This window comes from Asticcacaulis sp. (genome assembly GCF_035497195.1).
In the GTDB taxonomy this organism is placed as follows: Bacteria; Pseudomonadota; Alphaproteobacteria; order Caulobacterales; family Caulobacteraceae; genus Asticcacaulis.
Window position 1 is genome coordinate 603,784 of sequence record NZ_DATJDZ010000014.1, and the last position, 26,410, is coordinate 630,193.

Annotated in this window: 28 protein-coding genes; 14 read left to right on the forward strand and 14 right to left on the reverse strand. The window is 60.3% G+C overall.

Going from position 1 to position 26,410, the window contains the following annotated elements:
* Positions 1 to 34: 34 nt before the first annotated feature.
* The 4 genes from fabA (at position 35) to VL130_RS06945 (ending at position 3,175) form a co-directional block, all read left to right on the forward strand.
* Positions 35 to 553: a 3-hydroxyacyl-[acyl-carrier-protein] dehydratase FabA gene (gene fabA / locus VL130_RS06930; protein ID WP_325362013.1), complete on the forward strand. Its 519-nt coding sequence runs from the start codon at positions 35 to 37 to the stop codon at positions 551 to 553.
* Between the two features lie 57 nt (positions 554 to 610).
* Complete coding sequence (fabB, locus tag VL130_RS06935) at positions 611 to 1,834, forward strand: beta-ketoacyl-ACP synthase I (protein WP_325362014.1); 1,224 nt, start codon at positions 611 to 613, stop codon at positions 1,832 to 1,834.
* A 10-nt stretch (positions 1,835 to 1,844) separates the two neighbouring features.
* Positions 1,845 to 2,660, forward strand: coding sequence for an enoyl-ACP reductase (locus VL130_RS06940; RefSeq protein WP_325362015.1), 816 nt, complete (start codon positions 1,845 to 1,847; stop codon positions 2,658 to 2,660).
* A gap of 116 nt (positions 2,661 to 2,776) precedes the next feature.
* Positions 2,777 to 3,175 carry a metallopeptidase family protein gene (locus VL130_RS06945; protein ID WP_325362016.1) on the forward strand — a complete coding sequence of 133 codons (399 nt, stop codon included), beginning with the start codon at positions 2,777 to 2,779 and terminating at the stop codon, positions 3,173 to 3,175.
* On the opposite strand, the gene VL130_RS06950 is transcribed toward VL130_RS06945, so the two are convergent.
* From VL130_RS06950 to VL130_RS06975, 6 genes are all read right to left on the reverse strand, one after another.
* On the reverse strand, positions 3,172 to 4,563 hold the full coding sequence (locus VL130_RS06950) for an alpha/beta hydrolase family protein (RefSeq protein WP_325362017.1): 1,392 nt from the start codon (positions 4,561 to 4,563) through the stop codon (positions 3,172 to 3,174). The two genes, VL130_RS06945 and VL130_RS06950, sit on opposite strands and share 4 nt — an antisense overlap.
* An 88-nt stretch (positions 4,564 to 4,651) precedes the next feature.
* On the reverse strand, positions 4,652 to 5,218 hold the full coding sequence (locus VL130_RS06955) for a DUF1700 domain-containing protein (RefSeq protein WP_325362018.1): 567 nt from the start codon (positions 5,216 to 5,218) through the stop codon (positions 4,652 to 4,654).
* Entirely contained in the window at positions 5,215 to 5,577 is a 363-nt protein-coding gene (locus VL130_RS06960; RefSeq protein WP_325362019.1) for a PadR family transcriptional regulator, read from the reverse strand. Before VL130_RS06960 ends, VL130_RS06955 begins: the two co-directional genes overlap by 4 nt.
* Before the next feature lie 82 nt (positions 5,578 to 5,659).
* A complete protein-coding gene (locus VL130_RS06965) occupies positions 5,660 to 6,871 on the reverse strand; it encodes a multidrug effflux MFS transporter (RefSeq protein WP_325362020.1) in 1,212 nt (403 codons plus the stop codon).
* 201 nt (positions 6,872 to 7,072) lie between these two features.
* Entirely contained in the window at positions 7,073 to 9,091 is a 2,019-nt protein-coding gene (locus tag VL130_RS06970; protein ID WP_325362021.1) for a glycoside hydrolase family 97 protein, read from the reverse strand.
* A gap of 62 nt (positions 9,092 to 9,153) precedes the next feature.
* The gene (locus tag VL130_RS06975) at positions 9,154 to 9,849 is read right to left on the reverse strand and encodes a glutathione S-transferase family protein (RefSeq protein ID WP_325362022.1); all 696 of its coding nucleotides are present in this window, start codon (positions 9,847 to 9,849) and stop codon (positions 9,154 to 9,156) included.
* 141 nt (positions 9,850 to 9,990) lie between these two features.
* Here VL130_RS06975 and VL130_RS06980 point away from each other — a divergent pair, with 141 nt between their 5' ends.
* The 4 genes from VL130_RS06980 (at position 9,991) to VL130_RS06995 (ending at position 13,552) form a co-directional block, all read left to right on the forward strand.
* Positions 9,991 to 11,298 (forward strand): DUF2336 domain-containing protein, encoded by a 1,308-nt coding sequence (locus VL130_RS06980; protein ID WP_325362024.1) that lies wholly within the window; start codon positions 9,991 to 9,993, stop codon positions 11,296 to 11,298.
* 189 nt (positions 11,299 to 11,487) lie between these two features.
* Entirely contained in the window at positions 11,488 to 11,919 is a 432-nt protein-coding gene (locus VL130_RS06985; protein ID WP_325362026.1) for a MucR family transcriptional regulator, read from the forward strand.
* A 422-nt stretch (positions 11,920 to 12,341) separates the two neighbouring features.
* Positions 12,342 to 12,845, forward strand: coding sequence for a PAS domain-containing protein (locus VL130_RS06990; RefSeq protein WP_325362027.1), 504 nt, complete (start codon positions 12,342 to 12,344; stop codon positions 12,843 to 12,845).
* A gap of 281 nt (positions 12,846 to 13,126) precedes the next feature.
* A complete protein-coding gene (locus tag VL130_RS06995) occupies positions 13,127 to 13,552 on the forward strand; it encodes a helix-turn-helix domain-containing protein (RefSeq protein WP_325362028.1) in 426 nt (141 codons plus the stop codon).
* 14 nt (positions 13,553 to 13,566) lie between these two features.
* Here VL130_RS06995 and VL130_RS07000 read toward each other — a convergent pair whose 3' ends face one another.
* Positions 13,567 to 13,977 carry a SufE family protein gene (locus tag VL130_RS07000; RefSeq protein WP_325362029.1) on the reverse strand — a complete coding sequence of 137 codons (411 nt, stop codon included), beginning with the start codon at positions 13,975 to 13,977 and terminating at the stop codon, positions 13,567 to 13,569.
* A gap of 177 nt (positions 13,978 to 14,154) precedes the next feature.
* Here VL130_RS07000 and VL130_RS07005 point away from each other — a divergent pair, with 177 nt between their 5' ends.
* A complete protein-coding gene (locus VL130_RS07005) occupies positions 14,155 to 15,666 on the forward strand; it encodes an FAD-dependent monooxygenase (RefSeq protein ID WP_325362030.1) in 1,512 nt (503 codons plus the stop codon).
* Here the strand turns inward: VL130_RS07005 and VL130_RS07010 are convergent.
* Positions 15,663 to 16,430, reverse strand: a complete 768-nt coding sequence (locus tag VL130_RS07010; protein WP_325362031.1) for a HAMP domain-containing sensor histidine kinase — start codon at positions 16,428 to 16,430, stop codon at positions 15,663 to 15,665. The genes VL130_RS07005 and VL130_RS07010 overlap by 4 nt on opposite strands.
* 255 nt (positions 16,431 to 16,685) lie before the next feature.
* Between VL130_RS07010 and VL130_RS07015 the strand changes: the two genes are divergently transcribed.
* On the forward strand, positions 16,686 to 18,524 hold the full coding sequence (locus VL130_RS07015) for a HAMP domain-containing sensor histidine kinase (protein WP_325362032.1): 1,839 nt from the start codon (positions 16,686 to 16,688) through the stop codon (positions 18,522 to 18,524).
* Between the two features lie 112 nt (positions 18,525 to 18,636).
* Positions 18,637 to 18,804 (forward strand): DUF559 domain-containing protein, encoded by a 168-nt coding sequence (locus tag VL130_RS07020; protein ID WP_325362033.1) that lies wholly within the window; start codon positions 18,637 to 18,639, stop codon positions 18,802 to 18,804.
* A gap of 157 nt (positions 18,805 to 18,961) precedes the next feature.
* On the opposite strand, the gene VL130_RS07025 is transcribed toward VL130_RS07020, so the two are convergent.
* The 3 genes from VL130_RS07025 to VL130_RS07035 form a co-directional block, all read right to left on the reverse strand.
* Positions 18,962 to 19,378: a DUF1801 domain-containing protein gene (locus tag VL130_RS07025; protein ID WP_325362034.1), complete on the reverse strand. Its 417-nt coding sequence runs from the start codon at positions 19,376 to 19,378 to the stop codon at positions 18,962 to 18,964.
* A gap of 4 nt (positions 19,379 to 19,382) precedes the next feature.
* A complete protein-coding gene (locus VL130_RS07030; RefSeq protein ID WP_325362035.1) occupies positions 19,383 to 19,595 on the reverse strand; it encodes a hypothetical protein in 213 nt (70 codons plus the stop codon).
* 138 nt (positions 19,596 to 19,733) lie between these two features.
* Positions 19,734 to 20,711 (reverse strand): hypothetical protein, encoded by a 978-nt coding sequence (locus VL130_RS07035; RefSeq protein ID WP_325362036.1) that lies wholly within the window; start codon positions 20,709 to 20,711, stop codon positions 19,734 to 19,736.
* 90 nt (positions 20,712 to 20,801) lie between these two features.
* Between VL130_RS07035 and VL130_RS07040 the strand changes: the two genes are divergently transcribed.
* Both VL130_RS07040 and VL130_RS07045 read left to right on the forward strand, forming a co-directional pair.
* Entirely contained in the window at positions 20,802 to 21,128 is a 327-nt protein-coding gene (locus VL130_RS07040) for a DUF1491 family protein (protein WP_325362037.1), read from the forward strand.
* 101 nt (positions 21,129 to 21,229) lie between these two features.
* Positions 21,230 to 21,598 carry a hypothetical protein gene (locus VL130_RS07045; RefSeq protein WP_325362038.1) on the forward strand — a complete coding sequence of 123 codons (369 nt, stop codon included), beginning with the start codon at positions 21,230 to 21,232 and terminating at the stop codon, positions 21,596 to 21,598.
* A 116-nt stretch (positions 21,599 to 21,714) separates the two neighbouring features.
* On the opposite strand, the gene VL130_RS07050 is transcribed toward VL130_RS07045, so the two are convergent.
* Together VL130_RS07050 and VL130_RS07055 are read right to left on the reverse strand one after the other, a co-directional pair.
* A complete protein-coding gene (locus VL130_RS07050; protein ID WP_325362040.1) occupies positions 21,715 to 22,815 on the reverse strand; it encodes a nitronate monooxygenase in 1,101 nt (366 codons plus the stop codon).
* 2 nt (positions 22,816 to 22,817) lie between these two features.
* Positions 22,818 to 24,056 carry an SGNH/GDSL hydrolase family protein gene (locus tag VL130_RS07055; protein WP_325362041.1) on the reverse strand — a complete coding sequence of 413 codons (1,239 nt, stop codon included), beginning with the start codon at positions 24,054 to 24,056 and terminating at the stop codon, positions 22,818 to 22,820.
* Between the two features lie 171 nt (positions 24,057 to 24,227).
* On the opposite strand from VL130_RS07055, the gene VL130_RS07060 reads away from it, so the two are divergent.
* A complete protein-coding gene (locus tag VL130_RS07060) occupies positions 24,228 to 25,175 on the forward strand; it encodes a cation diffusion facilitator family transporter (protein WP_325362042.1) in 948 nt (315 codons plus the stop codon).
* On the opposite strand, the gene VL130_RS07065 is transcribed toward VL130_RS07060, so the two are convergent.
* Positions 25,172 to 26,344 (reverse strand): MFS transporter, encoded by a 1,173-nt coding sequence (locus VL130_RS07065; RefSeq protein ID WP_325362043.1) that lies wholly within the window; start codon positions 26,342 to 26,344, stop codon positions 25,172 to 25,174. The two genes, VL130_RS07060 and VL130_RS07065, sit on opposite strands and share 4 nt — an antisense overlap.
* Between the last annotated feature and the right edge of the window lie 66 nt (positions 26,345 to 26,410).

The window sequence follows — 26,410 nt, forward strand, 5'->3', positions numbered from 1 at the left end:
TGAAGCGCCCCGATTGCCGCGGAGCTTTTTGCTGATGACCGAACGCCCCTCCTCCTTTTCGTACGAAGACCTGCTGTCCTGCGGGCGCGGCGATATGTTCGGTCCGGGCAATGCCCAGCTTCCGGCCCCGCCGATGCTGATGTTCGACCGCATCGTCCAGATCAGCGAGACGGGCGGCGCTTTCGGCAAGGGGTATATCGAGGCAGAACTCGACATCAATCCGGACCTGTGGTTCTTCGCTTGCCACTTCATCGGCGATCCGGTTATGCCGGGCTGCCTCGGCCTTGACGCCATGTGGCAACTGGTCGGCTTCTTCCTTGGCTGGAAGGGTAATCCCGGCCGTGGCCGCGCGCTCGGCGTCGGCGAGGTGAAGTTCACCGGCCAGGTGACCAACGCCGTGAAGAAAGTGACGTACAAGATCGATATGAAGCGAGTCATGTCGGGCAAACTGATCATGGGCATCGGCGACGGGGTTGTCGAAGCCGATGGCAAGATTATCTATCAGGCGTCGGGCCTGCGCGTCGGCCTGTTTGACGCCAAGGAACTCGGTTAAGGGCCAGTATAAGGCTTTATTGGTATTCGCCGCAGGGACTAACAAGTAGGATATTACATGCGTAGAGTCGTGATTACAGGACTGGGAATTGTGTCTTCCATCGGCCTTGGCGCCGATGAGGTCACGCAGTCGCTGAAAGAGGCGCGCTCCGGTGTGGTCACCGCCGATGATTATGTGCGCCTTGGCTTCAAGTGCCAGGTCCATGCCCCACCGAAGATCGATGACTGGCAATCGCTGATCGATCGCCGCGCCGCACGCTTCCTGTCGCCGGGCCTGGCCTATGGCCATATCGCCATGGAGCAGGCGATCGCGTCTTCGGGCCTGGAAAAAGACGATATCTCCAATGAGCGTACCGGCATCATCTTCGGCGCCGGCGGTCCTTCGACCAGCGCCATCGTGGCGGCGGCGGATATTACCCGCGAAAAGACCTCGCCCAAGCGCATCGGGCCATTTGCTGTGCCCAAGGCCATGTCGTCCGGCCCGTCGGCCGTGCTGGCGACCTGGTTCGAGATTCGCGGCATCAACTATTCGATCTCCTCGGCCTGCGCCACCTCCGTGCACTGCATCGGGGCGGCGGCGGAGCAGATCATGATGGGCAAGCAGGACGTGATGTTCGCCGGCGGCACCGAAGAACTCGACTGGACGCTTTCCGACATGTTCGACGCGATGGGCGCCATGTCGTCGAACTTCAACGACCGACCGGCCATTGCTTCGCGCGCCTATGACCGCGACCGCGACGGCTTCGTCATCGCCGGCGGCGCCGGCATGGTGGTGGTCGAAGAATACGAACGCGCCAAGGCCCGCGGCGCCAATATCATCGCCGAAGTGGTGGGTTATGCCGCCAATTCGGATGGCTACGATATGGTCGCTCCCTCCGGCGAGGGCGCGGCGCGCTGCATGAAGATCGCTCTGGCCGATGCGAAAGGCCGTAAGATCGACTATCTAAATCCGCACGGCACCTCGACGCCGGTGGGCGACGAGAAGGAAATGGGCGCGGTGCGCGATGTCTTCGGCGGCAACAGCCCGATGATTTCTTCGACCAAGTCGCTGACCGGCCACTCACTGGGGGCTGCCGGCGCGCAGGAAGCCATCTACTGCCTGCTGATGATGCAGAACGGTTTCGCCGCCGAAAGCGCCCACATCGACAATCTCGATCCGGCGTTCGACGGCATGAACATCCTGCGCAAGCGCTTCGACGGGCCAATCGGCACCGTCATGTCGAATTCGTTCGGCTTCGGCGGCACCAACGGCTCGATCATCTTATCCCAAGAAGACTTATAAGGACTACTCCATGGCTGACGAATGGAACTTCCCCACAGGCTCTCTGATGAAGGGCAAGAAGGGCCTGGTCATGGGCGTGGCCAATGACAAGTCCATCGCCTGGGGCATCGCCTCGCAACTGGCCGCCCAGGGCGCCGAAATGGCCTTCTCCTATATGGGTGAAAGCCTGCTGCGCCGCGTCGGCCCGCTGGCGGAATCGATCGGCGTCAAGCACCTGATCGAATGTGACGTGACCTCCGACGAGTCGATGGACGCCGCCTTCGCCAAACTGAAAGAGGTTTTCGGCGAGATCGATTTCGTCATCCACTCGGTGGCCTTCGCCAACAAGAACGAACTGCAAGGCTCGTTCGTCGAAAACACCACGCGCGAAGGCTTCCTGCTGGCGCTGAATGTCTCGGCCTTCTCGTTCGTCGACGTGTCGCGCCGCGCCGCCGAACTGATGCCGAACGGCGGTTCGCTGGTGACGCTCACCTATCTCGGCGCCGAGCGCGTGATCCCCAACTACAACACGATGGGCGTCGCCAAGGCGGCGCTGGAAGCCTCGACCCGTTATATCGCCCGCGATCTGGGTCCCAAGGGTATCCGCGTCAACGCCATCTCGGCGGGCGCCATGCGCACCCTGTCGCTGGCGGGTATTTCCGGCGGCCGCGGTCTGCACGCCAAGTCGGGGCAATTTTCGCTGATGAAGCAGGAAACTTCGATGGAAGGCGTTGCGGGCGCAGCCTTGTGGCTGGCCTCGGACCTCGGCTTCTCGACCACCGGCGAAGTGGTTCACGTCGATGCCGGTTTCCATGTGGTGGGCCTGCCCGAAGACATCGAAGGCTGAAAATCACATAAGGCGGCCGCCTAGTGCGTCGGCGTCGCTGTCCCGTATTTAAATACGGACGGCGTTAGCCTCCTGCTATTCGACTCGCCTATCGCGATTTTTGGGAGAAACGTCTTATGAACACTTTCGGTCTTGCACCCTCGCTTGACGATATCGAGATAATCGCGCGGGCAGCCCTGAAACGGCTGCCCGACCCGTTTGCGGGCTATCTGAAAGACGTCGTGCTGATCGTCGAGGACTTTCCGTCCGAGGACCTGCTCAATCAACTGGAAATCGGGGATGCTTACGAGTTGACGGGCCTTTACACAGGGCGCCCGGCAGAACTGGAAGCCATGACCGGCGACCTGCCGCCGATGATCCACCTGTTCCGTCGCGCCATACTCGATGAATGGGCGGACGGCGGTGTCACACTGGAAGACCTTGTAAGCCATATCCTGATCCACGAAACGGGGCACCATTTCGGCCTCAGTGACGACGACATGGAATGGCTGGAAGGCGAACTGAAGACGTCTTAACGGCTATGTGCCACTACCCAGTCGGTGATGATTTTCAAGGCCACCGGTGACAGGGTTTCCTCAATGCGCTCATATTCCGAAGGCGCCCCGGTCGTGGCGGTCTGGAAGATATGGTTGAAGCCGGGCAGTTCCATGACGGTCGTGTCCGGATTGTTTTTCAGCGCCTCCCGGATCGCTGCCAGATCTTCCTTTGGCGGGACCTGCGTGTCGAGCGCGCCATTGATTGCCAGCACCGGCGCCTTCACCTTTTCCAGCACGGGGCGGGGATCGGAACGGATGAATTCGTAGAACCAGGGCGTCGTAACCCTGGCAAAAGCCGCATCGGCCTGGGCCTGGGTCATCTGTCCGCCGGCGACCAGATCGGCGGCCATGGCGGCGGCTTTTGCTTTCGCATCCTCAAGGCTCTGCGCCGATTTGATTATCTCAAAGGCCGCCTTGTTCACCTTTTCAGCATTAGCGATAGCGGCTTCCGGTTGTCCGGCCGCACGGGCGATAGCGGCCTGCTGCAACAGAAGTATCTGATCGCCGGGAAGGCCGGGACCGGCCATCAGGACGATAAAGCCGACCGATGAATCGCTGACGGCGACAGCCGGCGCGATCAGCCCGCCTTCGGAATGGCCAATGACGCCGACATGCGCCTTGTCGACCTCGGGGCGTGTCTTCAGCCAGTTCACCGCGGCGATGGCGTCGGCGGTAAAATCCGTCGTTGTCGCATTCGCATAGTCGCCGGTGGACTGGCCGATACCGCGCTTGTCATACCGCAGTACGGCGATGCCGGCGCGGTTCAGCGCATCGGCCAGCACGAGAAATAGCTTGTGGCCGAAGACGTTTTCAACGCGTGTCTGCGGCCCGGAACCGGCGATCAGCACGACGGCGGGGAAGGGGCCTTGGCCCTCAGGCACGCTGAAAGTGCCGGCCAGTCTGACACCGGCCGCCGAACTGTCGAAGGCGACTTCGGCAACCGTATAGGGGCGTGGCCCGGCCATGATCGCCTCTTCCTGGGGGCGTTTGGGTTCAGAAGCGACCACCTTGCCGTCAGCCAGTCGCTTGAGTTCGAGCGGCATGGCCTGGCCTTGAGTCCAGGTGCCGACCCATGCCTGTTTCTTATCGTCCCAGACGCCGTCATAACTGCCGTTGATCTTGGTGATGGCGAAGGCGAGATGATCAGGCGTGGCCGTCACCGCATCGGCCGGCAGGACGAAGGCACCCTGATCGGGGCTTTCCAGCGAGGCGCTGTACTGGCCCTTGTCGTCCTTTTTGACGTGGACGATGATGTGCAACTGCGCCATCAGCAGCCCGCCCCAGTCGCCCGCGGCCTCTTCAGCAAAAGCAGGCGCAGCGAATACCATGGCCAGGGCGGCGCTGATCAGTGCCAGAGATGTCTTCATGATGATTTCCCCTCTTATTTTGTCATATTCCGAATTAATCCAGAGTTGTCAAAATGTCCAGAGGGGCGGGTAGAAAAAGACCGCCCGCCTATTCCCGACCGGATTGTCCCTTTATGCCCTTGAGCGCCAGCACCAGGCTGAAGCGCGCCAGCCAGGCATCGATGACGGCGATGGAGATCAAAATCGGATAAACCCAGCCGCCCAGCATTTCCGGTACTTTCGGTGGATCGGTCAGGGCGCCGAGGGCGAAATAGCCTGGCTCCGACCAGACCCCGACCATCTGCGGCTGGGCCATCTTGAGCAGGATGCAGGCAATTGCGCCCAGTGTGGTGAGGCTGAAAACCAGGAACATGATCAGGCCAAGCGTGGCGATCAGGCTCTGGCCGGCCACGGACAGCAGCGCCCTGACCATGGCGACGCTGCGCTGGCTGTCGAGCGCAGTATTCAGCTTGTGGTCTTCCAGAAAGGCGCGGGCATAGGTTTCCGCCTTGCCGAAACCGGCCAGAGCGGAAGTGGCGCTAAGGCCGGCGGCCAGGCGCTCTTCCAGATGAGCACGGGCCTCGACCACAATGTCCTCCCGCTCGGCGGCGGGCAGGGGCGCCAGCACCTGTTCGAGATAGCCCAGCCAGGTATCGATGTCGGCTTGCTCGCTCATGGCTTGATCCCCCTTTGCAAAAACGCGTTCAGCTGGCCGGTCAGGTCCAGCCAGATTTCCGTCTGCACCTTCAGTTCGGTGGCGCCCGCCGGTGTCAGGCCGTAATATTTGCGCGGATGACTGGCTTCGGCCTCATGCCGCCACTCGGCCTTGATCAGGCCCGCCTTTTCCAGCCGGTGCAGCAACGGGTAAAGCGTGCCTTCGGACAGGTCGAGACCGGCTTCCGTGCGCAGGGCGTCGAGGATTTTCAGGCCGTACTGCGCGCCATCCTGCAACAGGCGCATCAGGGCCAGTTCGAGCACGCCCTTGTACATCTGGGTGCGGCGGCTTTCTGGCGTTTTGTCAGGTGACGGCGGCACTTGAGCCTTTCATGACCAATTACTTTGTGATGCAAGGTATATGATCAGGCGGCGTTTTTGGCAAGCGGTTTGTGCCGGTAGATTACTGGTTTCTGTACAGCCGGCCCTTTTCGGCGATGGCGATCAGCGTGAAGGCGATCGTGCCGCAGATCAATGCGGCCAGCGGCAGCCAATAGATATGGCCGGTCCAGCCGGCGCCGATAAAGCCGGAAACGAAAGCCCCGCCCACCGTGGTGATGACCCCTTGCAGGGAGGCGGCCGTGCCGGCGACATGGCCGACCTTTTCCATGGCCACGGCTGAGAAATTGGAGGTCGACAGCGACATCAGGCCCATCGTCAGGGCTTGCAGGAGGGCGAAGCTGACTATGGTTTCGCGGCCGCTCCACGCCCAGGCCATATGGATGGCGGTCACCACCAGGTAGCCGGTGAGGGCGGTATGCGAAATGCGTTTGGTGCCGAGGCGTTCGACCAGCGAGGCATTGAGCGCCGAGGCCGCGCCCATTGTGCCGGCGCAGGCGGCGAAGATGCCGGCCATCAGGTGCGGCTTGTGGAAGACTTCGGCGAATATCTGCGGCATCAGGGCGACATAGGCGAGCAGGCCGCCGATCAGGCACATGATGGCCAGCGAATAGAAGATCGAACCGGGTTCGGTGACGACAAAAAAGGTGACGCGTTTCAGGTGCGCCAGGTCAGGGCGGCGGCGATCGGCGGGGTTCATGGTTTCCGGCAAGCGAATCCACGCCCAGATGGCGGTCATGGCCCCCAGGATCGACATGATCAGGAAGATGGCGCGCCACGGCCAGACCAGAAGCACAAGCTGGCCGAGACTGGGGGCGAGGATCGGCACGAGCAGGAAGACGACAACGCTGATCGACATGACCTTGGCCATTTGCGCGCCACTGTAGAGGTCGCGGATAATCGAGCGCGTCACTACGCCGGTGGTGGCGACGGCGAACCCCTGAAACAGGCGCAGGATCAGCAGGAAGGCGAAATTCTGGCTGAAGGCGGCGATCAGGCTGAAGATAACATAGACCACCACGCCGGCAATCAATACGCGTTTACGGCCCAGCCAGTCGGACAGGATGCCAAAGCACAGTTGGCCGATGCCCATGCCGAGGAAGTAGATCGAAACGATCCATTGCAGATGGTTTTCGACCTTCACATCCAGATCCGCGCCGATCACCGGCAGGGCGGGCAGCATAGAGTCGATGCCGAGTGCGCCCAGCGCCATCAGCGAGGCGATCAGGGCGACGAATTCGGCGAAATGCGGCTTTCTGGGAGCGGTTTCGGACATGGCGCAGCCTATACGGCTTTTGTTTCGCGGGTGCGAGGGGAAAGTGAAGCAAGATACCCCACCACCACGCCATGAAGAATGGCGCGGTCCCACTCCCCCTCTAGATGGGGAGGTACAAGAATTGAAATGCTTCTTTCTGTACCTCCCCCGCTTGTCGGGGAGGGGGACCGAAGCGCTCTTGCGCTTTGGTGGTGGGGTTTCTTACTTCATGACCGCCTTGATCTTCTTTTTACCCTTGGCATTTGGGGCAATCACCGCCACCGCGCCGCCGGAAGGGGCAAGCGTCAGCGTCAGGCTTTTGCCAGCGTCTACGGTGATATCCGACGCCGTCAGATGGTTGACATCCGCGCTATCCTGCCGGACATGCACGCTATATTCGTCCTGACCGAGGAAGCTCAGCGGCACCTCGATCGTGCGGCCGTCTTCGTTGGTCATGGCGCCGATATACCAGGTGTTGCCCTTGCGGCGGGCGGTGACGATATATTGCCCGATATCGCCGGCCAGGACGCGGGTTTCGTCCCACGAGGTCGGCACCTGTTGGATAAATTCGGCGCCATCCGCCCAGGTGCCGTCAGCGTTTTTATACGCGTCCGGACTGTCGGAGACCATCTGGAACGGGCTGTCATAGACCACATACATGGCTACGGCCTGGCCGCGCGTCGTCTGCACGAACGGCGCATGATAGCGCTGCTGCGTCCTGAAATCGGCCGGTGTCAGCGAACGGAAACCGCCGGGGGTATAGTCCATCGGCCCCAAAATCATGCGCGTAAAGGGCAGGGTGACATTATGCGTTGCCGTGATGCGGGCGCTCCACTTGTTATTCTCGGCGCCCAGCACGCCTTCCTGGGTGATGTAGTTCGGCCAGGTGCGGGCCAGGCCATTTGGCGGGTAGGCGCCATGCAGATCGACCATGATATGATGTGCCGCCGCCTTCTCCAGAACCTTGTGATACCAGTCGACCATCTCCTGATCGTTGCGGTTCATGAAATCGACCTTGATGCCCTTGACCCCCCAGGCCTCATATTGCGTCAGCGCCGCATCCATCTGATTGTCGAGTTGCTGCCACTGCACCCACAGCCAGACGCCGACGCCTTTGGATTTCGCATAGGCCAGCAGTTCCGGCATGTCGACCACCGGTTTGGCTTTCGTGACATCGGCCGCCGGATTGGGTTCGATATCGCTGCCGACCGACCAGCCTTCATCGATCAGGATATCATCGAGCTTCATCTCCTTCGAGAAATCGACGAAGGCCTTGTAGGTTTCGGTATTGATGCCGGCGTTCGGCATATCAAGCGCCCAGTCGTTCCACCAGTCCCATGAGGTCTTGGCGGGCCTGATCCAGCTTGTATCCTTGATCTGCGAGGGGGTGGCCAGGGTCGGGATCAGGGTGGAGGCGGTCAGGTCGCCCGGCATATCGCCCAGCATGACCGCGCGCCACGGTGTCTGGAAGCCCTTGCCGGACATATGCACCTTGGCCGAGACGGATTGCTTGAATCGGAAATTGCGGTCGTTGTCGAAGCGCGGCGGCAGGGTGACCATAACGCCCAGACCGGCATCACCGCGGCCGGAAAGATAAAAGCCCGGATAGTCCTTGACGTCGGATTCGGCGATGGCGAAGGTGGTTTGCGCGTCACCTGTCTTGCAGACCAGCGGCGCCATATAGTTATTGAAGTTGCGGATCTTCGAGGCTTTGACCTGATCGTATTCGGCCTCGAAACTGCTGTCGAAGCGGCCCATATTGGCGCCCCAGCAATCGTAATCCTTCGGGAAATTGAACTGCGTCGCCTCGTTCATCACCTTGAAATCGCTGACGCCGGGCTGTTCCGGCACGGCATAACGGAAGGCTATGCCCTCATTATAGGCACGAACGATGATATCGAATTTGAAACCTTTGTCGGTAGTGAAGGCGAGGTCCGACTGGTTGTAGTGATCCGGCGCTGTATCGGCCTTGCCGACGACGATGTCCCAGGTTTCGTTGACCTCGATGCCGGTGTGATTGGTATATTGCGCACCGGCGCCCACGGAGGCGATATCCAGGTTCAGGCCCAGCGGCGACGGATCGATGACCGCTTTGCCGTCGCGGCTGACGGCATAGGTCAGCTTGTCACTGTCCACGGTCACGATATTGCGGCCATCGGGCGATGCGACGGTGACGGTTTCAGCGTGAGCCGTCGCGGCAGATAAAGCGATGAGGCTGGCGGCCAGCAGATATCGTGACATGAAAAAGCTCCCGGTAATTATCGTTTTCCGGGAGCTTAAAATGTACGATTTTTTTGAGCAAGTTATTTGGCGCGGTAGTCGGCGATTACCTCGCCGGCCGCTGTGATTTCGGCCTCATGCGCGGCGTCGCGTTCGGTTTCGGCGATGCCGGCGGCATACCACTCTTTCATGGCGGGGTGTTGCAGCATGAAATCGACATAGGCACGGGCCTCCTTGCTGAGGTCGAAGCCTATGCCATAGGTCTGGATACGGAAAACCACCGGCGCATAGAAGGCGTCCACCGCCGTGAACTGGCCGCCGGCGAGAAACGGACCGCCGAAATTGGCGAGGCCGCTGCGCCAGATCTCATCGATGCGGGCCAGGTCGCGGATCAGGGCGGGCGGGGTGTCGAACATCTTGACGCGGATGCCGACGTTCATCGAACACAGATTGCGCAGGGCGCTGAAACCGGCGTGCATTTCCGCTGCCGCCGAGCGGGCGAAGCTGCGCGCCTCGCGGTTGGCAGGCCAGACGGCGGAGTGGTCTTCGTAGATATATTCGGCGATGGCCAGCGAATCCCAGACGGCGGTCTTGTTATCGATCAGGCAGGGCACCAGGGCGGTTGGCGAAAACGCCTTGAAGGCGCTGTTGTCGGGCGTGAAATAGTGCTGGTGCTCGATGAAGGGGATATCGAGCGCCTTCAGCAGGATCCACGGACGCAGCGACCATGACGAATAGTTCTTGTTGCCGATATGCAGTTCGTATTGGGTATTGGACATGGGAGCATCTTTCCGTGAGCGCTAACAATGCGCGGAAGATGTCGCAAAGACCGTAAAATCTCCAGAGGGTTTTCCCGCCAAAAAGGATCGAGTTCCGGCCAAAACAACAAAAGATTAACGGATGCAGGCGATGATGCCGGCATGGTCAGTTCCCTCGCCCGCGCCGATTCCCTGTCCGAAGCCGATGAGGCCTCGATTGGCGAAGGTGTTGATGCGGCGCAATCCGCTGAACTGGATCAGATTTTCGACGATATCATCGCCGAGGCGCCGCAGCCGAAAAACCAGGCGCGCCATGTCCTGCTGAGACGCCTGGCCGATGTGGTCTGCCTGCCGGAAAGCCGGATCAACGCCTTCGAGCGCGCCGTCACCGCCGACCTGCTGGTCGAGATGCTGCGGGAATCGGCGCTGCACGACCGGATGCGCGTCGCCAAACGGGTCAGTATCCTGGCGGAAATTCCCAATTCGCTGATCCGGATGCTGATCACCGACGATGCCGAGGTGGCGCGGCCGCTGATCGAGGACTGCGAATCCCTCAGCGACGCCGATCTTTATTATTGTGCGAAGTTCGGCAATCACCATCACCATATGCTTCTGGCCACGCGCAAGGAACTGTCGAGCATCCTGTGCGAATATCTGGTCGATACCGAAAATATTCCGGTCATCGAGACCCTGCTGAAAAACCAGCGGGCGCGCCTGTCGCAGCCGGCGCTTGAGGCGGCGGTGGCCATGAGCCAGAACTACTCGCAGCTCATTCCTCTGATCATGAAGCGCGCCGAACTGCGCCCATCCTCGGCCTATGTGCTCTTCTGGTGGGCGGAGGCTGACAGCCGCCGTCTGATCCTGACCCGCTTTGGCGTCAATCGTGAAATCATGCAGGATATGGCGTCGGATGTCTTCGCCATGATGGCCGCTGAAAAGTGGCAGGACCCGCTGGCCCGCAAGGCGCTGCAATTCATCGAACGCCGCCAGCGTAACCGTGAGGCGCTGGAGAAAAGCCCCTACGCCTCGCTGGAAGCCGCCATCGCCGAGGCGGCGCGGCTGGGCATGACGCGCCACATGGCCGAAGAAATTTCCTACATGTCGGGCATCAAGCCGGCCACCGGCGCCAAGCTGATGCGCGATCGCGGCGGTGAAGGCCTGGCCGTGCTGTGCAAGGCGACCGGCCTCTCCAAGAAAGCGCTCAAGGCCTTGTGGAAAGCCCTGCGCCGTCCGCTGCGCACAGCGGAAGGCCTCATGCACCCGCACCTCGCCGAAGTGTTGATCACCTATGATATCCTGGCGGTTGATCGCGCCCAGACCGTGCTGCGTTACTGGAACTGGTCGCTGTCGTCGGCCCTGACGCACGTCATGCTGCGCGCCATATCTTCAGGCGAAGATGTCGATCTCGATTCGCTGAGCGTGCCGCAACGCGCGGCCATGCTCGCTTTCGCGCAAGATTTAAAGGGGTAGAGCGCCCGGAAAACAGGATGTATCTATAGTTTGCAGTCCTGATAAGTCTCTCTGAACTGTCTTTAATTCTCCATGTGTCAAGTAATCCGCCGCTTACATCTGAGCGGGATGCGTTTTTTTTGACGATAAGGCTTGAACATTGCAAAGCAGTGGCTTAGGTAAAGTCGACAAAGTGCAAAGGATAATATAATGGAAAGCAAGACGGATACCTTAGACATGACGGCGGATATCGTTTCTGCCTTTGTCGGTAATAACTCCGTACCGGCCAGCGAACTGCCTTCGCTGATCCAAAGCGTCTATGCTGCGCTCAACTCTATTTCTTCCGGTGAAGAGACCAAGATCGAAGCGCCCAAGGAACCGGCTGTTTCGGTCAAGAAATCGATTTCTTCCGACTTTATTATCTGCCTCGAAGACGGCCGCAAATTCAAGTCGCTGAAGCGTCACCTGCGCACCAAGTATGGCATGAGTCCCGAGGATTACCGCGCCAAGTGGAACCTGCCGAAGGATTATCCGATGGTCGCCCCGAACTACGCCAAGGCGCGTTCGGATCTGGCCAAGCAAATGGGCCTCGGTCAGGGCGGCCGTCAGGTCACCCGCAAGCCCCGCGTCGCCAAGGTCTAAACCTTGCCGAATTGAGAATTTTAAAAACCCCGGTCCTGTTGGCCGGGGTTTTTATTTGCGGATCGTTTTTATCCAGAGGATCGGCAATATTTTACTGTGGCCAATATGACTCAATTTGGCCGTATTTAAAATAAAAGCGAAGGTGCCCGTGACGGAGATATGGTCGCCAAATCTCATTAATCCCCATGAATAAACGGATTAATGGGTTCTGGATAAAGTCTGCGTTAACCCTTTTTTGCTTGCCAAGGATTCACCAGTTAAGAGAAGGTGAATTTGGGTGATTCGCGGGCATGGGCTGTTTTATACAGACTTGATTCAAGTGTTCGCGTCTTGTTCTATTTTGTAGGTGTAAATGCGAGAGCCTTATCCTTGGTTTGTCCAATGGAAATGGTTTTAGCGAAGGGGCAAACGAACTTTTACTTATGGCTGGTTTAGCTTCCGATATGTTGGCGGCCCTGCGCTCGCATGAGGACATCTTTCGTTACTGGAAGAGTCTGCGTCGGTGCGGCAGGTTGCCCTCACGGCAAGATCTCGACCCGGCGGCGATCAAGCGCCGCCTGCCGACCATTAGCCTGATCGATGTACTGACGCCAAATCCTGAAAATAACCCCGAAGGTTTCCGCCAGCGCCTGGCCGGCACCGAGCTTTTCGCCGCCTACGGCGAGGAGATCACCGGCAAGCGGCTCGACAGCATCTATACCGAACCCGAAGCGCAATACTGGGCCGAACACCTGACCTTAGTGGTTGAGACCGGCAAGCCCAATGTCGGCCTGCATTCGATGGCCTGGCGCGGCGCCAAGGGCTTAAGCCTGTTCTGGTTGCGTTTGCCGCTGGCGTCGGATGGCGTCAATGTCGATATGATCCTTGGACATGATGCGCTGATCGGCAAGGTCGATCTGCTGCAATCCGGTATCCGCTCAGCTTAAAAAGCACGCGTCACGAGCATAAAATCCGCTGGATACGGTGGTTGTCCGCTCTTCAAACTGTTTTTATCCCTAAGTCATTTGGCGGCTAATGCCCGCTTCTGGCGCGCGCCAAATAAAAATACAACTTGAATTATATTTATATAAATTAACTACATAAACGCGCGTAAAAAAGGAAATTATACCTATTCACATTTTTAAATAGGAAAGTTATCCTCTCGTCGTGGGGCGCGCTTATGATTTGTCCGTGGGTTAAACACGGCCAGCGGGCGATGGGAGTTAAGATGATAAAGGCACAAAGTACAGCGAGTGTTTTGGAGATGCGTGGCAGCCGTCCGCAGGTGCGGGCCGATGGTTTGCGGCGTGATGTGGCGCGGGCGCTGTTCGTGATGGACCTGGTGGCGCTGGCGACCGGTGTGCCGGCGGCGCAGATCCGCAGCGCAACCCGCGGTCAGGCCCGTGCGGCGCGGGCGCGGCAGGTTGCGATGTACCTTGCCTATGTCAGTTTTGAATGGCCGCTGGCGCGGATCGGCGCTGCTTTCGGCCGTGATCGGACGACGGCAGGTTATGCCTGCCGGCTGGTCGAGGATTTGCGCGATGACCGGTCATTCGATGCCCGGCTGGAGCATCTGGAAATGTGCCTGAAAAGTGCGCCTGACCCGTTCGATGTTAAACTGCTCAGCACCAATCTGATGGAGATGGTGGCTTAAACAAAGGCGATGGCTCAGGCCGTCGCTTTTTTCAGCCGTTCGACCATCGACATCAGGCCGTTGGTGCGCTGGGAAGACAGGGCTTCATTGAGGCCCAGTTTGGCCAGGGTGTCGCGGATTGAGAAGTCCTGAATATCGCTGTAGGGCAGGCCATCAAGCAGGCGGATCAGCACCGCGATCAGGCCCTTGACGATAAAGGCGTCGGACTCGCCGCGAAAGCGTAAAATACCTTCCGGGCCTTTATCCATCACCAGCCAGACCTGCGAGGCGCAGCCCAGCACCTTGGTGGCGGCGGTTTTTTCTTCCGGTTTGAGCGGCGCCAGGTCCTTGCCGAGATCGATGATGTAGCGGTAACGCTCCTCCCAGTCATCGAACAGCTCGAACTCATCGAGCAGGTCGTTCAGGCGGGATTGGAATTCGGACATGGCGGCGCTCGTTGTGAAACTGGTGCCTATATGTCGATTTACGCTGTGCGGTTCAAGCGCCGATATGCAGGTGCCTCTCTCAATTCATATCTGGGGGTAAAATAGTCCAGTTCAAGAATTGGCAGACCATTTTTTATGCGTAGACTGCGGAGCCTCAGTGGAAGAGGCCAAAAGAACATGCAGCAATCGAGCAAGTCACGGACTGAACATGCCGTGGTGATCGCGGGCGGTGGCCCTGCCGGATTGATGCTGGCGGGCGAACTGGCCCTGGCGGGAATTGACGTCGCCATTGTCGAGCGTCGCCCCAATCAGGATATCACCGGCTCACGCGCCGGCGGACTGCACGCCCGCACCATCGAGGTCTTCGATCAGCGCGGAATCGCCGGGCGGTTCCTGGCGGAGGGGCAGAAGGCGCAGGCCATCGGGTTCGCCGGCGTTACGTTGAGCATCAGTGATTTTCCGACCCGCCACCCTTACAGCCTCGGCCTTTGGCAGAACCATATCGAGCGCATACTGGCCGGCTGGGTCGCCGAATTGGCGGTGCCGGTTTATCGCGGACGTGAAGTGACGGATTTCACACAGGACGAGTCCGGCGTCGATGTCGAGTTGTCCGGCGGTGAGGTGTTGCGGGCGCAATATCTCGTTGGGTGCGATGGCGGACGTAGCGTGATCCGGAAAACCGCTGGCATCGCGTTCCCCGGATCGGACCCGACAACCAGCAATCTGATCGCCGAGGCCGAGTTGTCCGAGACGCCGCCACAATGGGGCATCCGGCGCGATGCCTTGGGCATCCATTCCATCGGCAGGGTGGATTATGAAATTCGTGACGGCGAGATAGTTTACGCGGATGAGGGGCCGGTCCGCATCCTGGTGACCGAACGGCAGGTCGGGCACGTCACCGAACCCACCCTGGATGATCTCAGGTCGGCGCTTGTCGCCGTATACGGCACCGATTACGGTATCCACAGTCCGGCTTCTATTTCCCGGTTTACCGATGCGGCACGGCAAGCCGAAGTCTACCGCAAGGGGCGTGTGCTGCTGGCTGGTGATGCCGCGCATATACATGCGCCGGATGGTGGCCAGGGCCTTCAGACCGGTATGCAGGATGCGGTGAATCTGGGATGGAAACTCGCCCAGGTCATAAAAGGCGCGTCACCGGAAAGCCTGCTTGATACCTATCACGCCGAGCGCCACCCGGTGGGCGCCCGTGTGCTGCGTAACACGATGGCCGCTGTCGCCCTTCGCTGCGAAGACGATCGCACCAAGGCTCTGCGCGATACAATGGCGGAACTCCTTGGCATGGACGCGCCGCGCAAGACATTCGCCGCAATGATTTCGGGGTTGAGTATTCATTATGATTGCGGCGAGGGACATCCGTTGCTCGGACGCCGAATGCCTGATCTCGACCTGATTGCCGCCAGTGGGCCGCTGCGGGTTTTCTCCCTGTTGCACTATGCCCGGCCGGTGCTGCTCAATCTCGGCGAACCCGGCGCTTTTGTTATCACGCCGTGGGCCGATCGGGTGAAGGTGATCGACGCCGAATATACGGGTTCGTGGACACTTCCGGTGCTTGGAGAAGTTACGCCTCCCACCGCCGTGCTGATCCGGCCCGACGGTTATGTGGCCTGGGTAGGAGGAGGTGTTCAGTCGGGCCTCACTGACGCGCTGACGACCTGGTTCGGATCTTAAGCCGTCTTTAGCCGCACAATCGCCTTCAACGCTTCGCCCTTGCGCGACACGACGCCGAAGGCGCCGCCCATAGCTTCGGCATTCAGCCTGACCACGGCCCAGCCCAGGCCGGCGCCTTCATGGCGGCGGTTCTCGGCGTTTTCGCCCTGTTCAAAAGGCTTCATCAAACGTTCGATTTCGCTCTGATCGGGGGCATTGCCGCGATTGAAGACGGTGAGGGCGACATAGCCGTCTGCCCGCCGGGCATTGACCTCGACGACTTCACCGGCGACGGTGAAATCGAGGGCATTGCGCAGCAGGTGGTCAAGACAGACGGCCAGTCCGCGCGGATCAAGCCAGGCGTGCAGGTCTTCATCGACGAGGCGATTATACAGGGTGACGCCGCTCGCCTTTGCCTGGGATTGAAGTTTTCCGATCGCTTCCTCAATGATCGGCAGGACCGGCTCGTTCATCGGGTTCAGCCCGCCGCCGCCTTCGAGGCGCACTATATCGAGCACATTGTTGAACAGGGTCAGCAGCTTCTTGCCACTGTCGCGGATAATGCCGGCGTATTCGATATATTGCGGCGAACCGAGCGGGCCGTAAAGTTCCTGGTTCAGGATGTCGGCAAAGCCGATGATGCTGTTGAGCGGGGTGCGCAGTTCGTGGCTGACCATGCGCAGGAAGGCGCGTTTTGCGGACTCTTTCGCAGCGTCTTCCGCCACCGCCTCGCGGGCGGCCTCCAGGGGCCAGTTGGGCGCTTCGGCCGGCTGCGGGAAAGACATGCTGCACCTGAAAGCCGGGCGGTGGTCAGGACGCGCGGCATAAATCTCAATTTAGGCGGGGGGTATTAAGCATCGGTTACCCCGGCCTGTGGCATAGTAAAAAGACCCGGTTTTGTAACGTGACGTCCCCGGAATCTCCCGCTGTGAGGGATATGCTTGGGCAATGTCATATTTCCGGCTAAAATTCAGATGCTTATTATATAGGCGGGATATTTGACCCGCGCACTTTGTTCGTCTTTAGGGAATTCACCAGGCGTGTCGCTTAAAGCCTATTTTCAGGATGAAGCCCCGAATGCCGCTGAAGGCTTGCCCGGCCTTCGGTTGCCGGGGCTGCGGTTGAGCGTCGTGGTCTGGCACCTGTGCTGGGCCGGCTATTGCCTGTTCGGCCTGCTTGGCCTGCTGTTGTTGCCGGCGTCACCGCTGGTTATCGCGGCGCTGGTGATGATCACCGTGCCCGGCGCTGCCTGTGTTATCCTGCTCAGCCGTGACAGCCGGTTCATGCGCCAGGCCCTGATGTGGGTGTGGTCGTTGGGCGCCTTGCTGGCTGTGGGGCTGACCGGCGGCATATCCGGCCCGCTGGCGGTATGGTGCGCGCTGCCGCTGCTGGCGGCGGTCGTGCTCAATCAGCGGACCCTGATCACACTGGGGGCGTCACTGGCATTCGGCGTCACCCTATTCGCCATCATGATCAGCGTGTGGCACGGCATCAAGCTGCCCGACGAACAGGAAGGCTTCTGGCTGTCGGTCATCGCCAATGTCTCCATCGTTGCCGGACTGGGACTGGCCGTTCTGCCGGCCCTGCGGATGCGCTCCGAGCGCGCCAATGAGGCCGAAGACACCCGCGACCGCCTGCTGAAAATGCTGACCGAACAGCCGAGCCTGCTGATCTGCCTCGATGGCGACGGCCGGGTGGTGGCGGCTTATGGCGAGGCGCCGGCGGGGCTTGACCTCAAGGCGCTGCTGCAACTGGGCCTGCCGGCCTCGGCCCATGTGCCCGACCGCATGGGGGTCAAGGCGGCGATTGAAACGGCCATCATGGAAGGCCGGGCCGACATCGGCTTCACCCCCCACGCCGCTATGGATCATTACGTGCTGCTGTCCCTGCGTAAAGGGGGGGATGACCGGCTTTACGGCGTGATGCACGATGCGTCTTTGTCACACGCGCACGAAGCCTCGCTGGAGGCGGCGCGGATTGAGGCCGAGAGCCTGAATCAGGGCAAGACGCAGTTCCTCGCCAGCATGAGCCACGAACTGCGCACGCCGCTCAATGCGGTCATCGGCTTTTCGGACATCATGCGCCTGAAGATGTTCGGTGACTTGCCGCCGAAATATGCCGAATACGCGCAGTTGATCTGGGAATCCGGCCAGCATGTGCTCGACATGATCAACGACGTTCTGGATATGTCGAAGATCGAGGCGCAGAAATACGAGCTGACCCTGGAAAGTTTCGACATGCGCGAACCGGTTTCGGCGGCGCTGCGGCTGATCCGCGGACAGGCGCATGAAAAAACCATCGATATCATCAGCCAGATGCCGGAAATGACCCTGACCGTCACCGCCGACAAGCGCGCCATCAAGCAGATTTGCCTGAACCTGCTGTCGAATGCGGTGAAATTCACCCCGCAGGGCGGGGATGTGCGCCTGAGCCTGAGCCAGCGCGAGGATGTGGTCGATATCGTCATCACCGATACCGGCATCGGTATCTCGGCCGAGGACCTGAGCCGTATCGGCCAGCCCTATGAGCAGTCGGGTTCGGCGGAACTAAGGGCGATGGGGACGGGGCTTGGCCTGTCAATCGTCAAGGCGATGGCGCATCTTCTGGGCGGAAGCATGATCTTGTCCAGCCGCCTTGGCGAGGGCACGACGGTGACGGTTTCCCTGCCGGTGGTGCAGACGGATGAACAGCCGGAACTGCCCATGCCGGTTCCGGTCCAGCCGGAACCGCAGGGCGTGGTGCAGTCGCTGGAAGCTTTCGCACGGGCGGCCCAAAACGCCACCAGGCACGCGACGCATAATCCGCTGGAAGATATCAGCCACACGCCGGATAGTCTGAGCCGGTTCAGCGATTTCGTGATCCGCCCGCCGAAGAGCTGAGTGTGTGGTTTTTTACCCCCTCTTGAAAAATCGTAAGCCGATTTTCCAAGCTCCCCTTGTTGCAGAGGGAGTTTCAATTCGGCGCCTTACGGCGAAGGGAGAGGGGTAAAAAATGGACGAGGATACGTGCGAATTCGCCCGTCATTTACGCCAGAACATGTCCCTGCCTGAAATGCTGATCTGGTCGCGGATCAGAGGGCGGCATGAAGGGGTTCCAAGGTTTACGCGCAATCATCCCAATGGTCCTTACTTCGCGATGAAAAACGCGATGCCTGGATGAAGACTGAAGGCTCCGAAGTTATGCGCATTCCGGCTCAGGATGTGTTGAGCCGGATGAAATGGTTCAGGGGATGCTCAATCTGGCGACTGATCGCATACGTGACAAACGTCCGTAATTTACCCACCGAATCGCCGGCCTCGAAGCGGGCGTACCTGCCTTAAACCGGATCACCGGGTAACAGGCTGGCCTGCCTGATCCAGTCGGCCAGTTGCGCTTCGTCGATCAGGTCAGTCTCGCGGATATCGAGATAGCGCACATTCTTCTGCTTGGATGTGCCGGGCGGCAGCGGATCGAGCAAGACGCCTTGGAAGAAAGCTATCTTTACATATTTCGTGAAGCAATGGACGCCGAGGAACCAGCCGTTCTGCGTGGTGCCGTAGAAGGGGGAGTTCCATTTGACGGCCTTGCGCACATCGGGGAGGGTGCGCTCGATCAGCGCGTCGAGACGTCGCCCGACCGCGCTTTGCCAGTCCGGCATGGCGGCAATATAGGCCTGCACGGGGGCATCGCCATCGCCCTTTTTGATCTGCGGATTGCCGCCAGAAAGACGGGGAGGGGGCGTCTCATCAGTCATGAGGTCAGTTCTCAGGCATTGCGCGTGGCCGCAGATAGGGCAGGGTGAACATATATAGCCCGGTGACCAGCAGATAGAACAACGGCGGCAGCGGCACGTAGTTCAGCCATAATAGCGGATGCCCCAGTCCGATCGCCACGAAATTGGCGACGACGGTCAGCGCAAAGACAATCGATACCCAGCGGTGACTCTGTCGTATCCAGGCGCTCCGGTTCATTCGTCCATCCTTTTCAGCGGGTTTCAAGTTTATCGAACCGACTTTACTGAACAGCTATTATCTGCAAGCGTCAATTCATACCTCATTGGCTATGAATTGACGTATAGTCATTCAGCTATGGATGAGTCAAGCCAAAATTCAGCTCTGCGTATTGACCTGGTTATGCGTATAGGGCGCCGGCAGGGCGACATAACTCAGGCCCGTTATGAAATCGCCGACCTCGAAACGGGCATAACGCGGACCGTCTTCGCTGTTGAATTCGACTACGATATCCTCACGCGGATCGAGCCTGGCGATGGCCATCCAAGCGCGGCTGGGAAAATCGAAGCGCATGGCGGCTTCCGGTCCCTGCGTGCCGACATAGTTGCCGGTCAGGGTAAAGCCGGCCAGGTTGGTCTTCATGCCAGGGTGCAGATCGGCCGTCACATCGCTGATGCCGTGCGCCATGAAGCTCAGGGAACTGTAGTCGGAAAAGCCCGCCGGCATGGTTTCGCTCAGGCCATAAGGGGCGCGATTGATCACGCCGGTCGCCACGATATCGGTATTGCGCACCAAAAGACGGGCGCTATAAGGGCGGGCGCCGTTCTTGAAGTGCGTCATCAGGCTGAAACTGTTCTGGTGCAGGCCGCCGTACAGACCAAAGGCCATGTCGGCCTGATCGGTATTTTGATATTGCACCAGCCGCCAGATCTGATCGTCGCCATAGGTGCGATTGGCCAGCCATTCCGTGCGGCCGGAACTGAGTTGCAGATGCGGCACGGCGATGAAACGGCGAAAGCCGCCCTCGGCTGTCGTGACCTCGGCGATCAGCGACGGTGCTGTGCAATCGGACTGATGGGCGGCGGTCTTCGCTTTTTCCAGCCACGGGGCGAGATAGGCCATGCTGAGGCCGGCGCGCAGGGCATCGTTACGGGCTTGCAGGTAGCCGGCCTTGAGCGCCTGGCTGGTCGGGCCGTCGAGCAGGTGGCAGCGGGCGTCGGCCTGGACCATGAAATACCGTTTGACCACCGGCAGGGTGTAGTCGTCCGCCGTCCGGGCCACCAGCGGTGCAGTAATGCACGCCGTCAGGGCGGCAGCCGTCAGGGCGAGCTTTTTAGCGATCGGGTGAAGGTTCATAAAACGGCTTTACATGGTCTTTAAGGAATGTCTTTTCATCGCTTATAGACCAACGCGCTTTAGACGGCGTTTCCAATCAAGGTTAGCCAAATGTTACTTTCGTCGGATATCTGGGTGGGCGCCCTGCTGCGGCGGGTCGAGCAGGCGGGCAGCTTCGCCTACATCGCCCGGCGCGGGGACAAGTCATTCGGCGCCGTGCTGGTCAAGGTGCTGAACCTGCGGACGCGTGACACCTATGTGCTGCGTGAGGCGCAAAAGGGCGAGGAAAGCGTGTGGATGCAGCCGGTCGAGACGAAGGATGAAGCTGATCTCGATGCCTGGATCGCCCGTCAGGCCACATATGATCCGGATATCTGGGTGGTGGAAATTGAGGATTCAGCAGGCCGCCATTTCCTGACTGAAAAAGTCGAAATATAATGAATCGCCGGTTTACCTTATCTTTCAACGGAATAACAAAACCTCTGGGCTAGTGTGGTTCTCGACCATAACTCTGTACAGGTAGCGTTTTGTATTTTCTGTTGAATGACCTTATCCTCGATGTCGACGCCACGCGCATGATGCAGCCGCTGGACGCCGAACGCTTTTCCGCGCTCAGCGTCGATTATATCGCGCAACTGGGTAAGGAAATGTTCGCCGAGGATGTTCAGGCGCACCGCAATAATCCGGAGCGCGCCCGCCGGCTCGCTTACCTGATTCACATGAAAATGCCGCGCGTCAACGCCGCCCAGTTTTTCGTGACGTCGACCAGTGGTGGATCGGAAAGCGTGGACGCCAGCTTCAAGTCGCTGAACGAGATGGCGATGGAGCTGATGTTCGCACAGCAGAAGATCGGCCAGCTCGACACCCGCAAGGTCGATAACGAGGTCTGGCATCGCATGGCCGCGTAGGGGTCAAGCGATGCTTTTCTCATAAGAGATACGCGCACCGTGCTCAAGAAGCGAAGCGTTAGCACACTTCTAGGCGTGCGCGGCGGGCGCTTGCCCTTGCCAAAACTCATAAGGATTTATGGGTTTTGGAGACTGCCGTGCAGCCGGGCCAATGCCTCCGCCGCCAGAGCCTTTGTCAGGCTGGCGGCATCCGTGCGTCTGGCGAGTGCCGCCGCCTGTCCGGCCCATAGATTACTGAATTCCGCCGCGCCATTGAGCGCCGCGCTTGATTTCAGAGGCGTGAGGGCGCCGCCCGCCAACGGAAAATCGGGGGCAAGCGGCGACAGCGGACCGAGGTCGCGCATCGCCTGATTGATGATCCCGCGCGCCGGCCGGCCAGTGAATATATTGGTGATCTGCGTGCCATCGTCGGTCGTGGTCAATAGCGCCGCGCGATGAGCCTCGCTAATGGTCGCTTCGTCCGTCAGCAGGTAGGCCGTGCCGACCTGAACTGCCGAAGCGCCGAGCACAAGCGCCGCGGCCACGCCACGGCCATCGGATATACCGCCGGCGGCGATGACCGGCACCGATACCGCGTCGGCGATTTGCGGCGCCAGGGCGAAGGCGCCGACCTGACGCGACATGTCCATTTGCAGAAAAGACGCCCGGTGGCCGCCGGCTTCCGCGCCCGTGGCGATGACCGCATCCACACCGCGCTCTGCCAGCCAGCGCGCTTCGGCGACCGTTGTGGCGGAGGACAGGATTTTCGCCCCGGTGGCTTTCACGCGCGCGAGTAACGCCGGCGCGGGCAGACCGAAATGGAAACTGACGACGGCGGGCCTGACCTCTTCGACCGCGCGGCAATAGGCGTCATCGAACGGGGCGCGGCCGGAAAGCGGAAACGGTGTATCGGCGGCAAGTCCCGCGGCTTCATAAAAGGGCGTCAGGTGCCGCCGCCAGTCTGCGAGGCGCGCCTGAACCGCTGGATCATTCAAGTCAGGCGCGGCATGACAGAAGAAGTTCAGGTTGAAAGGGGCGCGGGTCCGTTCGCGGATTTGCCGTGCCGCCTCAAGTACTTGCGCCGGTGACAACAGCGCGCAGGGCAAGGAGCCAAGCCCGCCGGCCTGGCCGACCGCGATCACCATTTCGATGCCGTTGGCGCCCGCCATCGGCGCCTGAATGACCGGCAGGTCGATCCCGAGCAAATCCAGCAGGCGGCGGTCTTTCCAGGCGGCCATGTCTATCTCTTGTCGAAGAAGCCAAGCGGGATAGCCTCGGCCATGGCCGCCGCGCCGACGTCATTGGGGTGCAGGTGATCGCCGACATCATAATCCGGGCGCAGGTGACCGGGCGCATCCGGCGCCTCAACGGCCTTGTCGAAATCGATAATGCCGTCGAAGACGGTCTGGCGCCTGATCCAGGCGTTGATCGTCTGACGGCGGCTTTCTTTTTCGTCGGAATAATAGCCCTCGAATACCGTGCCGATGAACGGCGTAAGCGTGGCGGCGTAGATTTTCAGGCCGCGCTCGTGGGCGCGCGCCGCCGTCTGACTGAGGCCGTCGATCAGGTCGTCGGCGGAAACATAGCCGTCGGATCCCGGTCCCTGCGCATGGCCCAGATCGTTGATCCCAATCAGCACGATGACAGCGGACGCATTGGGCTGGGCCAGGACGTCGCGGTCGAAGCGCGCCAGCCCGCCGTCGCCGAAGCGCGCCCACTGGCCGTGGTGCAGCAGGCGGTTGCCGCTCAGGCCGGCATTGACGACACTCACGTTTATACCTGACTCATGCAGGCGGCGGCTCAGGAGTTCCGGCCAGGTGCGGCCCTGATCGGGCGTAATGCCGTAGCCGTCGGTGATCGAGTCGCCGAAGGTGATGATCGCCTGTGTATCGGTGCCGGACACCTCGATCTCGGCCAGCCACGGGAAGGCGTTGCCGACGCCAATATCGGTCCTTGCTTCGGGCAGTTCGGATAGGTTGCTGGCGCGGCCCGGTGCGACATAGAGCGCCCCGCGCTGGATATCGTGAACCGTTGCCAGAGGCGTTTCACCAGGCACATAAAAGCTGACCGCAAGGTCGGAATCGGCCAAGACCTTCATTGTCAGCGGATCGCTGAGGACATAGGCGCCGGGCGCGACGGTGACGCCATTATGGCCATTGAAGGTGACCCTCTGATCCGTAGCGGTATCAATGCGGCTGCCACTGATCCGCTTCGCCACATGAATATCGTCCAGCTTAAGCGGCGTCGTGCCATAGGCATTGGAGAGGCGCAAACGCACAGATGTGCCGCCGGCGCTGACGCGTACAATCTGGCGCAGGGTTTTGTCGTTGATTTTGGCGTCAGGCGCGCCTGATGGCTCCGGCGAGGCGTACCAGGTGGGCACCCAGGCCGTTGCGGGCGCTTTTGCGAAGGCCGGCGTGACGGGCAGGACGGCGAGCGTGAGAGCGAAAGCAATGGCGCGGACAGCGGAGCGATTCATCGTGCGGGTTTCCCTGTTTTGTGCCTGCACAAATGGCATGGCTGTAAGGGTGCGTCAAATGTGATGTTATAATATTCTAACTCATTGATTTCGATATTTATTTCCTGCCGCCTCTGGTCTTCTCCAAAACGGCGGCCTAAGCTCAATTCTTCCATATTTCAGCGAGTCCGTATGGCCCACGATCATCACGCGCAATCTCATGACCACGGCCATTCGCATGGGGGGCATGGGCATTCTCATGCGCCAACCGATTTCGGCACGCGCTTTCTATGGGCGGCGGCGCTCAATGCCGCCTTTATCCTCGCCGAGGTGATCTACGGCCTGAAAGCCAATTCGCTGGCCTTGCTGGCCGACGCCGGTCACAATTTCAGCGACGTCATTTCGCTCATTCTAAGCTGGGCGGCGTGGTGGCTGGCGAAGAAGAAGCCGGTCGCCGGTTTTACTTACGGCTTTCGCGGCGCCTCGATCATGGCGGCTTTGTTTAACGCTATCCTGTTGATGGTGGCGGTCGGCGGCATTGTTTGGGAAGCGGTGCAGCGCTTTTCATCGCATGAACCGGTGCAAGGCGATCTGGTCATGTGGGTGGCTGGCGCGGGTATCCTGGTCAACGGCTTTACGGCCTGGTTGTTTGTGCAGGGACAATCGGACCTGAATATCAAGGCGGCTTTCGCGCATCTGGCGGCGGATGCGGTGGTCTCGGCCGCGGTGGTGATTGCGGGCCTCGTCATGCTGCTGACCGGCTGGGGGTGGCTCGATCCGCTGCTCAGTATCGCGGTGTCGGTGGTCATCGTCTGGGGCACCTGGGGCCTGCTGCGCGATTCCGTGCGGCTGTCGCTTCAGGGCGTGCCGCCGCATATCGACTTTGCCAAGGTCAAGGCCTTTCTCGCCGGGCAACCGGGCGTTACCGACGTGCATGACCTGCATATCTGGGGGATGAGCACGACCGAGGTGGCCCTGACCGCGCACCTGACCATGCCAGGCGGTCATCCGGGCGATCATTTCCTGCACGAACTGGCCGAAGAACTGGAACACCATCACGGCATTATCCATGCCACGGTGCAGATCGAAATGAGCGACGGCGCGCACCCTTGCGCCCTTGCGCCGGACGAGGTGGTTTAGGCCCGCTTATAATTCAGCGCGAAAACGCCCAGCGCCAACAGCGGCGCGAGACCGCCGGCCAGGGCCACATATGCCCAGCCGCCGCTGCCATACAACGAACTGGCCACCGCCGAACCGATGGCGCCGCCGGTAAAGATGCCGGCCATATAGATGCCATTCAGGCGGCCCCGGCTGAGCGGATCGAGCGCATAGATGGCACGCTGGCCCTGCACCATGTTCATCTGAACGCAGAAATCGAGCACCACGCCCAGCAGCGCCAGCACGATGACGCCGCGCATCGACGGCAGGAGTGTAATCAGCATCGCCGCCGAACCCACCGCCAGCGCGGCAAAGGTCGCCTTGACCGTATGGCCGGCATCGGCCAGCCGGCCGCTGAGCGGTGCGGCCAGGGCGCCGGTGGCCCCTACCAGGGCAAACAGGGCGATCTGGGTTTGCGTCAGATGAAAACGTCGCGCCAGCTCGAGCGGCGCCACGGTCCAGAACAATGAAAACGCACAGAACATGCAGGCCTGAAAAAAGGTGCGCAGACGTAAGCTCGGATGGGCGCGCCACAGAACCGTCAATGAATGGATCAGCCGCACATAGGTGGTCCTGTGGGTCGGTTGATGCGATGGCAGGTTCAGGGCCAGCAATCCGCCCATCAGCACCATGAAAGCGGCCGCGGTGAAATAGACGGCGCGCCAGCCGCAATGATCGGCGATCAGGCTGGAGAGCGGCCGCGACAGCAGGATGCCAAGCACCAGTCCGCCCATGATATTGCCGACGATGCGGCCACGCGTTTCATCCGGAGCCATATGCGCCGCCAGGGGTATCAGCACCTGTACCGCGACGGCGGCCACGCCGATCAGCAGCGAAACGATGAGGAACAGGCTGCCATTGGTGGCCAGCGCCGCCATGAGCAGGCTGATGAAGGACGCTGCCAGCAGGATCATGATCAGCCGGCGGTTTTCCATCCGGTCGGCCAGGGGCACGATGAACAAAAGACCGAGGCCGTAGCCTATCTGCGTCAACGAAACGATCAGCGACGCCGCATGATCGGACAGCCCGACATCGGGCGCGATCAGGGCGATGATCGGCTGGCCATAATAGAGATTGCCGACGATAACGCCGCAGACAAGTGAGAACAGACCGACAAGCGCCGGCGTAAGGGTGGTTTTGGCGGAGGTCATGCTTATATCTCTGGGGGCGTCTTTGGGGCAGGGAGGCCCAATGCGACATATAACCGCCAGAGTTAC